The 14,769-nt window shown below is 50.7% G+C and carries 8 protein-coding genes; 1 reads left to right on the forward strand and 7 read right to left on the reverse strand.

Annotated elements, in window-relative coordinates:
* Window positions 1-678: 678 nt before the first annotated feature.
* On the forward strand, window positions 679-7,230 hold the full coding sequence (locus tag ACFMKP_RS21225; protein WP_382294856.1) for a carboxypeptidase regulatory-like domain-containing protein: 6,552 nt from the start codon (window positions 679-681) through the stop codon (window positions 7,228-7,230).
* Window positions 7,231-7,335: 105 nt separating this feature from the next.
* Here ACFMKP_RS21225 and ACFMKP_RS21230 read toward each other — a convergent pair whose 3' ends face one another.
* The 7 genes from ACFMKP_RS21230 to ACFMKP_RS21260 form a co-directional block, all read right to left on the reverse strand.
* Window positions 7,336-9,045 (reverse strand): ribonuclease J, encoded by a 1,710-nt coding sequence (locus ACFMKP_RS21230; protein ID WP_382294858.1) that lies wholly within the window; start codon window positions 9,043-9,045, stop codon window positions 7,336-7,338.
* A 167-nt stretch (window positions 9,046-9,212) separates the two neighbouring features.
* The gene (locus ACFMKP_RS21235; RefSeq protein WP_382294860.1) at window positions 9,213-9,734 is read right to left on the reverse strand and encodes a hypothetical protein; all 522 of its coding nucleotides are present in this window, start codon (window positions 9,732-9,734) and stop codon (window positions 9,213-9,215) included.
* A gap of 59 nt (window positions 9,735-9,793) precedes the next feature.
* Window positions 9,794-10,447, reverse strand: a complete 654-nt coding sequence (locus tag ACFMKP_RS21240) for a uracil-DNA glycosylase family protein (RefSeq protein WP_382294862.1) — start codon at window positions 10,445-10,447, stop codon at window positions 9,794-9,796.
* 98 nt (window positions 10,448-10,545) lie between these two features.
* Window positions 10,546-11,160, reverse strand: coding sequence for a glycerol-3-phosphate 1-O-acyltransferase PlsY (plsY, locus tag ACFMKP_RS21245; protein ID WP_382294864.1), 615 nt, complete (start codon window positions 11,158-11,160; stop codon window positions 10,546-10,548).
* Between the two features lie 9 nt (window positions 11,161-11,169).
* The gene (pgsA, locus tag ACFMKP_RS21250) at window positions 11,170-11,880 is read right to left on the reverse strand and encodes a CDP-diacylglycerol--glycerol-3-phosphate 3-phosphatidyltransferase (protein WP_382294865.1); all 711 of its coding nucleotides are present in this window, start codon (window positions 11,878-11,880) and stop codon (window positions 11,170-11,172) included.
* A 3-nt stretch (window positions 11,881-11,883) separates the two neighbouring features.
* Window positions 11,884-12,549: a fructose-6-phosphate aldolase gene (gene fsa, locus ACFMKP_RS21255; RefSeq protein ID WP_382294867.1), complete on the reverse strand. Its 666-nt coding sequence runs from the start codon at window positions 12,547-12,549 to the stop codon at window positions 11,884-11,886.
* 178 nt (window positions 12,550-12,727) lie between these two features.
* The gene (locus ACFMKP_RS21260; RefSeq protein WP_382294869.1) at window positions 12,728-14,680 is read right to left on the reverse strand and encodes a hypothetical protein; all 1,953 of its coding nucleotides are present in this window, start codon (window positions 14,678-14,680) and stop codon (window positions 12,728-12,730) included.
* Window positions 14,681-14,769 lie beyond the last annotated feature (89 nt).

Genomic DNA, 14,769 nt, shown 5'->3' on the forward strand with positions numbered 1-14,769 from the left:
CAGCCGAGGCTGTTCCCTGGTGGGGCAATAAACGGGCGAGTTGGGCGCTTGGTGTAGCTTTGCACCAACCAGCTACTCTCTGCAAAAACGCGCTTAATACTCCCGCGAACCAAGTGTTATCAATTAATTGCGATTATACCACGGCTTGATCAGCAGCCATCAATCTAAAGATTGAACTCTTTAACGACGCTGTGATTGTGAAGATAGCGCTGCTTAAGCCTAACGAAAGTACTAGGATTAAGCAAGATTAGCTGTTTAGCTGTGGTCATAGCTAACTACATACCTCGCTTTTGAAACTCATTGGTCTAAGATCGCTAAAAATGCGCATTTGCGAGCCATTTAAGTTAAGCAAAACTAAGATTTTGCTGATTAGAATGAGCAATTAGGTTAAATTTGCATAAAGAAATGCTTGCTAGTACAATAGTCCTATCCCCAACGGGATACGAATTTAAGCGATTGTTGCCCCATAGCGCCTCAAACTGAAGCGTTACCATACGCCCATAACCAGTGAACGGGCTTCTTTAAGCTATAACTCTCACCAAATTTGCGACAATCCCCTTTTGATGAAAGGAGGGATGCAGTTTAGTATTCGTATTTTGACATTTTAGCCACTTGCTCACCATCGTACCGCTTGGAAATTGACTGGTATTACATACACACTTGTGTGTGGAGGATGGCATGGCCAAATTCCCCTTCATTCGGCAAGCAGCCCTCATTGCAATGACGCTCTCATTGGGACTTCAAGGTGCGGCGCAACCAGCCCGTGCAGAAGTATTGCGTGCTCCGACTGCGACGACCAAATTCCTCGTCGAACCCAACAGCCCAGCTAATAAATTTGTCCGCACAAATGGCACGTTAATTGCCGATTATGGTTCTTTTTCTGTTTGGCAAGTTGCCGATAGTAACGTCAACAGCCTTAACAAATTAGCTGGTGCCCAAGCCGCCGATCTGGATACGATTGGTTTGCGCGGGATTAGCTTTAATCCTTTAAAAAACGTTCCCACGGTGCAATCAAGCTTGAGCCAAAGCCCAACTGCCGACCCCCAACTGTGGTTGGTGCAATTTGCGGGGCCGCTCAAGGATGCTTGGTTGGATGAAATCACCAAAGCCGGGGCCGAACGCGTCATCTACATGCCCAACAACGCCTACCTCGTTTGGGCAAATGGCCAAACCTTGGCCAAACTCGATTCGCTTAGCAAGAGCAATGTAGCGATTCAATGGGCTGGTGCTTACCACCCAGAATATCGCTTGGCACCTGAATTGCGCCAAAAAGCCAGCAATCCCGATGCAAAGGGCCTGGTCGATGTCACGATTCAGTTTTACAACAGTGCCACAGTTGCGCAAGATGTAAACGAAGTGCTGAAAGCCAGCGCTCAAGTTTATGCAACGCCATGGCAAGTGCTCAACTTCACCACGATTTCGGTGCAAGTGAGCGAAGACGCTTTGGGTCCAATTGCTCGTCGCGCCAATGTCTACAACGTTGAGTCGTGGCAAGCTCCCAAGCTGATGGACGAGCGCCAAGGCCAAATTTTGGCTGGCAACATAACCACCGCTGGTGGCAAAGTTGTGCCAAATGGCCCAGGCTACCTCCAATGGTTGCAAAGCCAAGGCGTGCCAACCGATCCTAACCAATATCCAATTGTCGATATTGTCGATGATGGTCTGGATAACGGCACGACCTCGCCAATTCACCCTGACTTCTATGTCAATGGGGTGAAGCCTGGTACCTCGCGGATTGCCGCCGTTGGCAACTGTACTGCCGATGCGACTGGCGCAAACCAAGATGGCCACGGTCACCTTAATGTGGGGATCGTTGGTAGCTACAACAACTTGACTGGCTCGCCACACGTTGACGGTGCTAGCTCAGGGATTGCTGGTGGCTATCGGGTTGGCTTAGGTATCTCGCCATTCGGTCGCATGGCCAGCACCAAAATCTTCAATAATGCTGGTAGCTTTAACCTAACCAACTGTGGTGGCGGTAGCAACTACTTTGGGATTATCGAAATGGCTTATAGCCATGGCGCTGCAATCTCATCGAACAGTTGGGGTGCAGATAGCGGTGGTGCATATACCGCTTCATCACAAGCCTTCGACCAAGGCACCCGTGATGCAAGTAGCACGACTGCTGGCAACCAAGAAATGACCCACATTATCGCTGCTGGTAATGCTGGTCGCGGTGGAGCTAACACGGTTGGCGCACCTGGGACTGCGAAAAACGTTATCACCGTTGGCGCAACCGAAAACGTGCGCGATCAAGGCGTGATTGACGGTTGTAACGAACCCAATGCCGATAATGCTGATGATATTGCTCTATTCTCAAGCCTTGGACCAACCGATGATGCGCGGGTTAAGCCCGACATTATGGCTCCTGGGACCCACGTGATGGGGCCAGCTTCACAACAAGCTGACTTTAGTGGCGATAGCGTTTGTGCCATTGCTGGGAGTGCCTACTACCCAACCGGCCAAACCCTCTACACTTGGTCGAGCGGTACCAGCCACTCAACCCCAGCGGTTGCAGGCTCGGCTTCATTGCTCTACACCAAATATCGCACCAGCTTCGGCGGTGGGGTTGCTCCAAGCCCAGCTATGTTGAAAGCCTATTTGTTGGCTTCAACCCGTTATCTCAACGGCACGGGCACCGGCGGCACCTTGCCATCGAACCAACAAGGTTGGGGCGATGTGAACTTGGCACCAGCCTTGGATAGCACTCAACGGATTTTGGTTGACCAAACTCGCACCTTTGGCGCAACTGGGGAAGAATTCACCCAAGTTGGTCAAATTGCTGAATCAACCAAGCCCGTGCGCATTACCTTGGCCTGGACTGACGCAGCTGGCAGCACAACTGGTAACAGCTATGTCAACAACCTTGATCTCGAAGTAACCGCTGGCGGCCAAACCTACAAAGGTAATGTCTTCAACGGCGCACTTTCAACCACTGGTGGCACCGCCGATACCAAAAACAACATCGAAGGCGTATACTTGCCAGCAGGCACCACTGGCACCATCCAAGTGAAAGTTATTGCCCGCAACATTGCTGGCGATGCAATTCCTGGTAATGCCGATACCACCGACCAAGACTTTGCCTTGTATGTTTACAACGGCTCAGTTGGCCCAACCGGTACCTTGACTGGCCGCGTTGCTCAAAGCAACAACAACCCAGTTGCTGGGGCAACCGTGCGGACTAGCGGTGGCGCAAGCGCTTTGACCAACGCCAGCGGTAACTACAGCATGGTTGTGCCAGTTGGTACCTATGCAGTAACCGCCAGCTTGCAAGGTGCTTTCCAAGCTGTACCAAGCGTAACGATTACCCAAAATGTCACCACGACCCAAAACTTCACTTTGAGCTATGGCTCAATCAGTGGGACGGTGCGTGATGCCTTTACCCCAAGCAATGCTGTTGCTGGGGCAACCGTTTCGGTACCTGGTTACACCACCACCACCAACGCTGCTGGTCAATACACCATTCCAGTGGCAAATGTTGGCTCAACCACCGTTACGGTTAGCGCTCCAAAGTATGTTACCCAATCACAAACTGTGACGGTAGCCGATGCAACCAACGCTACCCAAGACTTTACCTTAGCCGCTGGTGCGGTCGCAGGGATTGTGACCAACAGCGCTAACGGTGCGCCGGTGGCTGATGCAACTGTGGCAATTAGCAACCAATATGTGAAGACCAAAGCTGATGGTAGCTTTGCAATTCGCTTGGAGCCAGGCAGCTATACTCTGACGGCTTCGAAAATTGGCTTTGCTGCTGATAGCGAAAGCTTAACAATTAGCAACGGGGTTACTGCAACCCAAAATCTGGCAATTACTCCAGCGTTTGGCTACACCCCAGCCAGCTTGAGCCGCACCTTTACCTTTGGTGATGCACCATTCACCGATACGGTTGGGTTGACCTTGACTAACAACGGTACCCAACCATTTACCTATACCATCCGCGAAAACGGCCAAGCAGGCTTTACGCCAGCCGCTGTCCAAGCTGGTAAGGTCTTGGTTGTGCAACGCAACTCGGCTACGTCGGCAACGGCGGCAACCACCGCTTTGACCGCACTTGGCTATACCTTCGAATCAATCGATAACGTTGCTTTCGAAGCCCGTAGCTTGGCCAACCTGCAAACCTTCGATGCAGTGATCTACCTCGGCGCAACCGGTGGTACCGGCAGCAGCCCGAACCCAAGCGAAAACAAGTTGACCGAATACTTGAACGCTGGTGGCCGCTTGTTTATCGCCGATAACGACCTTGGCTTCTTCACCAATCCAGGCGTGTTCTACAAGACCATGCTTGATTCAACCTATGGTGGTGACGATCCAGGTGCTGCCAACCGCGCCTTAACCGGTGCCGATTTCATGGCTGGCGTAAACGCTGCATCAAGCGATAGCTTCCCTGACTATTACACCCCAGGTAGCTCATCAACCGTGATCTTCCGCTACGTAAATAACGCAGTTGGCGGTAGCTTCATCCAACGCAATAGCTACAAAGCTGTCTACCTTGCAACCGACTTCGTTAACCTTGGCACATCAACTGGTGGCGAAACGATCGAGCGCACGGTGCTTGAGCGGGTCTTGCAAGCAATCACTGGTGGTAGTGATAGTCTGCCATGGTTGAAGGAAGCACCAACAACAGGCGTAATTCCTGGCGGCGCTACCCGTAACGTCGCAATTGGCTGGAACCCATCTGCTGTAACCCAACCTGGCACCTACACTGGTAGCTTGAGCCTTGGTTACTCAGCAGTGATTACCCAAACCTTCAATATTCCAGTGACGATGGTCGTCAATCCATCAGCGACTCAAGCCCGAATCTCGGGTACGGTTACCTCATCGGGTATCTGCGATACCGTTCCTGCTCCTGCAAGTGGCGCGAAAATTCTTATTACCTACACCAATGGGGTTACTGCAACAGTGACCACCAATGCTGCTGGTCAATATGCCTTCTTCGTTCCTCAAGGTGGCACCTACACGGTTGCTGCTAGCGCCGTTGATCACCTTGGTCAATCGCAAAGCGTAACCGTGACTGACGGTGGCGACGTAACCCAAAACTTCACCTTGCGCTTGAACAAGCCTTGTGTGACGGTTAGCCCAAGTTCATTGAGCGCTTCATTGGTCTTGGGTGCTGCTCCAGTAACCCAAACCTTGGTTGTGACCAGCAAAGGTGCAGCGCCACTCAACGCAACCATCAGCGAACAAAGCCGCAGCGCAGTCAGCCAAGCTGGCTATACCATCGCTGAAGTTCCCTATAGCTGGATCGAAGCGAACGATGGCACTGACTTGGCTTTGACTGATGATGGCGCAGCGAATATCACCAGCCCATTCACCGTTACCATTTTCAACACCAGTAGCCGCAACCTGCGGGTTGGCAATAATGGTGGCATCTTGGTTGGGGCGACAACTGGTGATGTTGCTGCAAGCAACGCATCGTTACTGACTGGTACCGTCAATAACATCATTGCTCCATTCTGGGATGATATTGATGACGGAGCCGGCGGAGTCTTCTGGAAAGTTATTGGCACTGCGCCAAATCGTTCATTGATTGTTCAATGGAATAACCGCGCCCACTACGAAAACATTGGTAGCGGCACGTTCCAAGTTGTGATCAAAGAACAAGGTGGCATGGTCTACCAATACAAGGATGTCGATTACGGCGATGCAGCATTCAACAATGGTGCTAGCGCAACTGTTGGTGTTCGTGGCGCAACCACGGCGCAAGCTGTTCAATACAGCTTTAACCAACCACGAGTGCGCAACGAAATGGCCTTGTGTGTCTCGGCAACCTGTGATGGGATTTCATGGTTGAGTGAATCGCCAACCACGATTACTGGCTTGGCTGGTACGCCACCAAGCAACCAAGTTGTCAATGTGGTCTTCTCGACTGCTGGCGTGACCCAAGCTGGGGTCTACACTGGCAACTTAATCTTGACCCACAACAGCCCGCAACCAGCAGTAACCATTCCGGTTACCTTGACGGTTACTGCGCCTGCCAACTTCGGTACGGTCAGCGGTACGGTTCAAGGCTTGGCTGCATGTGATGTCTCACCAGCTCCATTAAGTGGCGCAACTGTGACAATCAATACTGCAACCCCAACCGTCTTAACAACTGATGCTGCTGGCGCATATAGCTATAGCTTGGCTGCTGGTACCTATACGGTTACGATTGCTAAAGCTGGCTATGTGACCCAAACCTTCACGGTCGTGGTTCCGGCAAGTGGTGCTGTGACTCAAAATGCCGAATTGCGCTTGAACGCGCCATGTTTGGATGTGGATACCACCCCAATCAGCGAAACCGTTGGCATCAACACCATCACGACCCAAACCCTCACCTTGGAAAACAATGGTGCTGCACCATTGACCTGGACGATTGGTGAATTGGCTGCAAATGGCCGCCCAGCCCCAACCAGTGGCAATGGCGAAGTCGCAACCCGCAAGCCAGTGCCAGCAAGCAATCGCCTCAACGGCAACAAGCAAACCGCTCCCGCCGCTGAAGTGATTCAAGACGGTAGCTTCGAAGCCACCGAGTCTGATGGCAGCAACCCATTCTGGACTCAAACCTCAACCAACTTTAGTGATATCGTTATGTGTACCGCAGACTGCGATGAAGATTCAATCTCGGACGTTCCACATACTGGCGAATTCTATGTTTGGTTCGGCGGTATCAACGCAACCATGCCAACCGAAGAAGCGTCACTTGAGCAAACCTTCACCGCTTCAAGCGATAGCGAAGGCACGCTTTCGTTCTGGATGTTTATCACGGCTGCTGCCAACCGACCAAACGACTACATGCGCGTTTTGATCGATGGTAATGAAGTCTATCGGGTAACCAACCCAGAACGAACCGGCTTCCCAACCTACACCTTGGTTGAAGTGCCAATTGATTCAGCAGACTTTGATGCTGGGACAACCCACACCTTGCGGGTTGAAGCAGTTATTCAATCTGGTGGCAATAGCAACTTCTTCCTCGATGACATCTCGCTCGATTTGGGTGTTGCTTGTTCGCCAGATGCTGCTTCATGGGTTCGCGCAGTGCCAAATAGCGGCACGATCGCAGCCGATGGTTCAGCCAATGTGGCGCTTGAATTCAACACCAACGGCTTGGCCGCTGGTCTCCACACAGTCAACCTGTGTATTCAATCGAACGACACAACCAAGCCAAACGTTCAAATTCCAGTGACAATCAACGTCTCTGAGAATGTTGACCCAACCCGCAAGGTCTACTTGCCTTGGGTAAACAAGAACTAAAACTCCTTGGCGGCTCCTGGGTTTACTCAGGAGCCGCCAACGGCTTTGGTTAATCAAAAAGGCCGCCTTGGAGCACTTCCAAGGCGGCCTTTCGTTGCTTATTGTTTAGACTTCCATCACCACCGGAATAACCATTGGGCGGCGGCGGGTGCGCTCGTAGAGGTAACGCCCAACCACTTCTTTGATTTTGCGGGCTGCTGGCGATGAAACTGCTGGCGAGTTGCCCTCGGCGGTTTCTTCACCATCGCTGAAGGCCCGCGCTGGCACAACGTAGCTTTCGCTAAACGAGGCTCGCACTGCTTCCTTGGCTCCTTCAATCAAATCGGTTGAGTCGCGGGTCGATACAAAGCCACGGCTGACAATATCTGGCCCGGCAACCAAATTGCCAGTTTGCAATTCGACTGAAACAACCACCATCAAAATGCCATCTTTGGCCAACATTTGGCGGTCGCGAACGACAGCGCCACCAATATCGCCAACCGAAACGCCATCAACAAAGACATGGCCAACTGGCGCACGGCTAACCAGTTTGCCATAGTTTTGGCTGAATTCCATAATCGAGCCACCCTCGGCAATCAGCACGTTGTCGCCATTAAAGCCCATGCCCTCAGCCAATTGCTTGTAACGCGCAAGGTGGCGATAATCGCCGTGGAAGGGGATGACATATTGCGGCTGCACCAAGTTGAGCAACATTTTCAGCTCTTCTTGGGCTGCGTGGCCCGAAACGTGGACTGGCAAATCTGAACCGTAAATCACATTCGCGCCAAGTTTATACAAGTTGTCGATCACTTTGTAGACCGACACTTCGTTGCCTGGAATTGGCGAGGCTGAAATCACGACCGTATCGCCACGCTGAATCGAAATTTGGCGATGATCGCGGTTGGCCATGCGCGAAAGCGCCGCCATTGGCTCGCCTTGGCTGCCCGTACAGACAATCGCAATTTGATCATCAGGCAGGTTTTTCATATCGCCTGGCCGAATCAGCATGCCATCGGGCACTTCCAAATAGCCCAATTCACGGGCAATCGTGGTGTTATTTTCCATCGAGCGGCCAACTGGCACAACCTTGCGGCCATAATCCAGCGCTGCATTGATTGCCATTTGCACCCGCGAAATATTCGAGGCAAAGGTGGCCATAATCACCCGCCCAGGTGCGGTGGCAAAAATTTGATCAAAGGCATCGCCAACCACACGCTCTGATGGTGTGTAGCCCTTCGATTCCACCCGCACACAGTCGGTTACCAAGACGATCGGGTTGCGGCGGCCAAAATCGACCAAGCGATCGATTTCGGTTGGCCAGTTGTCAACCGGCGTATGGTCAAGCTTCCAGTCGGTAATGTACAAGGCCAAGCCAGCGGGCGAGGTCAAGCCAAAGCCCACCGAATCGGGGATGGAGTGGGCAATGTGGAATGGCTCAATCGTGAAGCAACCAAGCTGGAATTTATCGCCTGGCGCAATTGTTTTGGTCGAAACTTTATCGGTCAAGCGATGTTCTTTGAGCTTATTCGAGAGCAAGCCCAAGGTCAATGTTGTGCCATAAACCATGGGAAAGCCCAGATCGCCAATCAACCATGGCACAGCCCCAATGTGGTCTTCGTGGCCGTGGGTCAGCAACACGCCGCGAATATTGGCAACTTTATCGCGCAGGTAGGTGATGTCGGGCAAAACCAAATCAACGCCCATCATCTCGCTTTCAGGAAACATCACGCCCATATCGCAGATGATAATATCTTCTTCATACTCAAAAACCCACATGTTGCGGCCAACTTCCGATGCGCCCCCAAGTGGGATAACCCGTAATTTGTTTTTAGTCATACGAATACAAACCACAGTGCAAGCAGGCTCGCACTGTCGTCATGGCTCCTTTCATGGATAATCCCAACCCCATTGGCTGAGATAGTTGTTAAATAAAGCTTCTTGGTCGTACCACTCCACATAACGATGAGTAGCAGTTCTTCAGATCACAGCGTAGGCCAGTTGGCCTAAACTGTATTATTGGGCCAATGCTGCTTGATTTGGCTTAACAAGCTGGTTAATTGGCCGGATGTGGCATACAACGGCACTTTATTGCAATAATGGCGATAAAACCAACGCCGATACCATGGCGCTTTGCCCAATGCGTTTGTCATCAGCACATCGATGCGCTGCACATAATCGTCGTAGCTATAGGCTGGCCGCAATTGCTCAACTGCCTGCCACGGATAAAATTGCAGCAAGCCAAGCGTGCGAATCGTCAAGCCATCAGCTTCAAATTGATAGCTGGTTTGCCATTCCAAGAGCAATTGCCAAAGCATGCGTGGCAAGCTCAAGCCCAAACTCAGCAAGAGAAAGGCAGTCGTTTTTTGGCCAGCAGTCCAGGTTGGGGCTTGCTGTTGCCACGAACGAAACAAGGACGTTAATTCTAAGCCCAACAGATTAAATAACAGCCACCAGGTGGCGATTAATAAGCCAGTGTTCAGCAACCCCAGCCCAATTAATGATCTGCGTTGCCGAAAAAAGCTCATGCATAATCCTCTTCGCGAAATCAACCAACCGGATGTTCTGTGGTTTCGGCGCTGAGACCTTAAAACATTGATGTTTGGTGTGGTGGCGCTGTTGGCTCGTCGATTTCAGGCTCGCTTGGTTGGCTTGCTTCTTCGTGCAAGCGCTGGTTGAGCCGTGCAATCAGCCGTGGAACCAGCCGAATATCGGCGATTGCATCGGGCATGGCGTTCATGTTGCGCAGCACATAGGCTGGGTGGAACAACGGTAAAAATACCGTTTGGCCAACCCGTTTCACGCCCCGAATGCCATGAATTTTAGTAATTTTGCCACCAGGGAAAAATTTGTTCATCGAATGCCGCCCAAGTGTCGCAATCAACTTGGGAGCCAAGGCCGCAATTTGGCGATCTAAAAATTGGGCACAAGCGGCAATTTCGCTTGGCTCAGGGTCGCGGTTGCCAGGTGGCCGACATTTGACCACATTGGCAATAAAAACCTGTTCACGGACAAGGCCAATTTCGGCCAGCCATTGTTCGAGTAAATCGCCCGAAGGCCCAACGAAAGGCCGACCAAGCGCATCTTCACGTTGGCCAGGCCCCTCACCAATTAACAAAATTTCGGCATCGGCTGGGCCTTCGCCCGGCACTGCATTGGTTCGGGTGCGACAAAGTGGGCAAGCAGTGCAGTGGGCGACTTCTTCAGCAATCAGTGCCAAGGTTGCTGCTGCATCAGTCATAGGCGCAATTAAACCCAGAGTTGCTCAAAACCTTAATCAAACATCGTTTGCATGTTTTGATATTGTACACGAATTTAAGCTTGTCTGATTCTGGATAGCTATTTGACGCTCACCCGCTGACCAAATTTGCTTTCGGTGCCGTTGCGAAGGCGGGTAATATTATCACGGTGCGAAATAACCACCGCCAAAGCAATCAAGCCGCAGTAGGTCACAATTGCGATGTGGGTTTGATCGAGCGCAAAAAATACACCAGCGGTTGCTGCTGCCGCAATGCTCGCCAAAATTGAGGCCAGCGAAACATAGCGCGTCAGCCAAACGACCAGCCACCAAACCAACGCTGCTGCCAGAAAGCCCCACGGGAAGATGCCTAAAACACCGCCCAAGCCAGTGGCTACGCCGCGTCCGCCATGAAAGCCTGCAAAAATTGGGTAAATATGGCCAACCACTGCCAGCGTCGCCGCCAGCGCCATGGCCCACGCATTATCGGGCAAGAGCCAACGTGCTGCCCAAATTGCTGCGATACCTTTGAGTGCGTCAAGCACAAATACTAATCCGCCATAGCGCGGCCCCATAGTGCGCAGCACATTGGTTGCACCAGTGCGCTTCGAACCATATGATCGTACGTCAATCCCACCAACCATGCGGCCAATTAACAACCCAAAGGGAATCGAACCGAGCAAATAACTGATTACAGCAATCAGCAGGTAATTCACGCAGCCTCCTTAGTCTTGGTTTTGGCGTGGTGGTTGGCGGAAGATTTCGCGAGCAGCCCAGATATATTCGACCCCCGACATGATGGTAAGCAACACAGCCAGCCACAAGACAATTGATGATAAATGGCTGAGCCACGTCAAGCCGCCACCAACATCAATTGCAGTAAACCAGCCAGCGCGGTCGATATTGGCGCGAACCATAATCCAGCCGAGCGCCAGGATTGTGACAATCATTTTGAGTTTGCCCCAACGCCCAGATGGAATAACCACACCTTCTGCTGCTGCCAGTGAGCGCAAACCAGTAACCACAAATTCGCGCACCAAAATAATAATCGCCGCCCAAGGCGCAAGCAGGTTGGTTGCAACCAAACAAATCAGAATGCCGGCAGTGTAAATTTTATCGGCGGTGAGATCAAGGAAGATGCCTAAATTGCTGACCCAGCCATATTTGCGGGCCAATTGACCATCGAGCAAATCGGTGATCGCCACGACCGCATAAAACCAAAACGCCCAGAAATAGCTGACCGCAGTGTCGTTAAGCAACAACATCAACAACGGAATCGTTGCGATTATCCGAATCGAACTTAAAATGTTGGCCCAGTTCCATGGGTTCACCCAAGGCTTACGCCCAGCCCGCTCCTTCCTTCGAAGCAGCGGGGGGCGTTTACTGCGTTGAAAACGCGGAGCCGGTGATTGCCCTGATGAAGGTGCATTACTCATTGATTACTCAGCAAACACAGTTGCGGCATCGGGAACTTGTTTCCAATCAACTAAGAAGGTTTCGATGCCTTTGTCAGTTAACGGGTGCTTGACCAATTGTTGCAGCACTTTGAACGGCATAGTAGCAACATGCGAGCCAGCCAATGCCGATTGCAGCACGTGTACTGGGTGGCGCACTGAAGCGGCCAAAACTTCGGTTTGGATATTGTAATTCTTGAAAATCTGCACAATATCGCGAATCAAAATCATGCCATCTTGGCCAATATCGTCGAGCCGCCCCAGGAATGGGCTAACGAAGGTTGCGCCAGCTTTGGCTGCCAATAAGGCTTGTGAGGCCGAAAACACCAAGGTTACGTTTGTTTTGATGCCTTCGCTGGTCAATTGCTTAACAGCTTTCAAGCCTTCGGCCATCAAGGGAACTTTAACTACAATGTTTGGTGCCCATTTGGCCAAAATGCGGCCTTCGCGGACTATTTCATCGGCTTCCAATGCCACGGTTTCGGCACTGACTGGGCCGGGGCAAATTTCAACAATTTCTAAAACTACATCGCGGAAGTTGCGGCCTGCTTTTGCTGCCAATGAAGGGTTGGTGGTCACACCATCAACCACGCCCATCGCCACACCTTGGCGAATTTCTTCTACATCAGCAGTATCCAAAAAGATTTTCATCCAGTTGCTCCTTTGATTGCCCTGGTTAGAACCTATGCCTCTCAGACTTCCGCTTGCATTATAGCAGCATAATGCGCTGCATTATGAAAATGATCATCGCAACGCAGGGCTAAAATGCGAATTGGGCCACTGCTGCTGCCGAAGCAGACTTCAATGGCCCATCGCACTTGGATTGTGGCTATTGGCTGTGGGTAACGCTGGAATCAATCATCACAACTTGGATTATGCCGCCGATGATGCTGCTGCCAAGTTGCCAGCGAAGATTGATTGTATTGATAAGCTTGCCATCTTGCTCTGGTTTGATGTAGCGGTGATGCTTGTCGCTCATCACAATTTTCTGCCAACCTTGGCTTTGCAAAATTGGGTCGTAGAAATTGGGTGCAAGCGTTAAGTCGCTTGAATCGATCACCAAGGCTTGTACGCCATCAAGATAGGTGATTTCTTTGCAATCGTTACTGGAGCGTTGGTAACGTAAACTATTAAGCCAACCGTAAACATAGGGATTAAATCGTTCATGGGGTACAGAATTGAACTTAACAGCATCGGGCAGTAATGGCAAGCTATGAGTAATTGGCTCAAAAACCTCAGATACAGGGCTATGAAGATCAAATTGAGTTCCCCGAAAGTTAACTGTCGCTACGGAAGTTGCGCTTGATTCGCTGATAATTCCAATACTGCCACTTAACTGAGGGTTGTAGCGACTGCGTTCAATCAAATTAAGCGTACCACCATGATGGCCTTGCTCAGTTCTGACTCCATAAAAAGCAAACGTTATCTCGTCTCCTAGATTATTCCAGTCGTTTGGTTCGGTTAATGTTAGTTTATAGGTTGTTGATACTTCGATTGGGTTGCTGTCGCTGCTGAAAACACTATAGCGAATGTTGCTGGTTGGGTTGGTTGGGCTTGGGCTGCATGCGGATTCTGCTGGGTAGTTGGTGTTGATGTAGGCCTGAAGCTTGGTTTTGGTAATCTCATTCTGCTGCCAGCCATAGAGCAAGCTATCAATCAATCGATCAGTACCAAACTGATAATCCTGCTGATCTGGTTGAGTTGGGATTTCTAAGGCTTCAATTGGGCTGAAAAAGCTAGGGTCTAACCTGAAATTTGGCTGCTCGGAGGGTCGTAAGGTCACCAGATGCATTCCCAACAGCCAGTCATTTGGGCTTGATTGGGCCAGATATTCATGCTCGCTGAGCTGGTTCATCAGCAGCACTTGAATTGTATTATCAACAAAACGCACCAATGGAGGGCCGACATAACTATCAGTTTCCAATAAGTTATTGCTTGCTTGCCAACCACCAAGTTCAGCCATAGCTTTCGCTAAATTGTAGGTAAGTTGCTGAGAATCGGAAGTCTCAGCAACGAGGCTCGCTTCGAGCGTGATTTCGCCTGGCCAAAAGCTTTGCTGCTGACGAACGGGCATCAGCAGATCGCGTTTAAGCAGCGCTCCACTGGCGGGATCATTCAACAAAGCGTTATTGATTGAGGTATCTGATGGGAAGTGCAGATCGTGCGCTGTAAAGATAGCTGAGGTATTCACCAACGGCAGTTCGAGGTTTGGCAGTGACTCATTCGTTTGTAGCAATTTAATCGAAACAAACAATTGATCAGTATTGATTGGCGTAAAGCTAAAAATATAGAGCCGAGCTTGTTCATATTCAAACATCAAACTCGCATTTTGGGGATGTATATGTTGAATCGGCTGGGCAATCCAATTTGTGCTGGCAAAGCTGGTTTGATAATGCGCAATCACTTGATCGATTGGCGTGTCGGTGAGATAGTCATCAATTGCTTGAATTGGTATATCGTTGGGATTACTGCTCGAATCGAGATCAAGCATCATGAGCTGATCGAGCATAAATTCCTGCATAAATAACGACAACCGATCATTAATGTTCGCACTCATGGGGCTTGGCACAAACTCGTAGGTCTGGCTTTGGGCTGGCCGTTGCAATTGCTCAATCATGCTCAGTTCGCTGCTCTGACCGCCATTGATCGGCGTACTACTTGGGTTGGCTTGGGCTGCTGGCATGGTTGCGATTGGGTTGCTGGCACGTGGGGTATCTGGCTGACCACAAGCAAATAAAACCAAACTTATGAGCAACATCCAACATTTCGATCGTTGCTGCATTTGGCATTCTCCTTTGCAAAATCCACTACATCGTTGCACTCAATGTAGCCGAATCAATTGGCAAAACAATGGGCTTTTGCTGCCATTTT

The sequence above is a fragment of the Herpetosiphon sp. NSE202 genome, assembly GCF_042688385.1.
Classification (GTDB): Bacteria; Chloroflexota; Chloroflexia; order Chloroflexales; family Herpetosiphonaceae; genus Herpetosiphon.

What these genes read in the sequence shown, in the direction of transcription:
- ACFMKP_RS21240 (WP_382294862.1), bottom strand. Translation starts at nt 10,447, where the DNA reads ATGACTGATGCAGCAGCAACCTTGGCACTGATTGCTGAAGAAGTCGCC.
- ACFMKP_RS21230 (WP_382294858.1), bottom strand. Translation starts at nt 9,045, where the DNA reads ATGACTAAAAACAAATTACGGGTTATCCCACTTGGGGGCGCATCGGAA.
- ACFMKP_RS21260 (WP_382294869.1), bottom strand. Translation starts at nt 14,680, where the DNA reads ATGCAGCAACGATCGAAATGTTGGATGTTGCTCATAAGTTTGGTTTTA.
- ACFMKP_RS21235 (WP_382294860.1), bottom strand. Translation starts at nt 9,734, where the DNA reads ATGAGCTTTTTTCGGCAACGCAGATCATTAATTGGGCTGGGGTTGCTG.
- fsa (WP_382294867.1), bottom strand. Translation starts at nt 12,549, where the DNA reads ATGAAAATCTTTTTGGATACTGCTGATGTAGAAGAAATTCGCCAAGGT.
- ACFMKP_RS21225 (WP_382294856.1), top strand. Translation starts at nt 679, where the DNA reads ATGGCCAAATTCCCCTTCATTCGGCAAGCAGCCCTCATTGCAATGACG.
- pgsA (WP_382294865.1), bottom strand. Translation starts at nt 11,880, where the DNA reads ATGAGTAATGCACCTTCATCAGGGCAATCACCGGCTCCGCGTTTTCAA.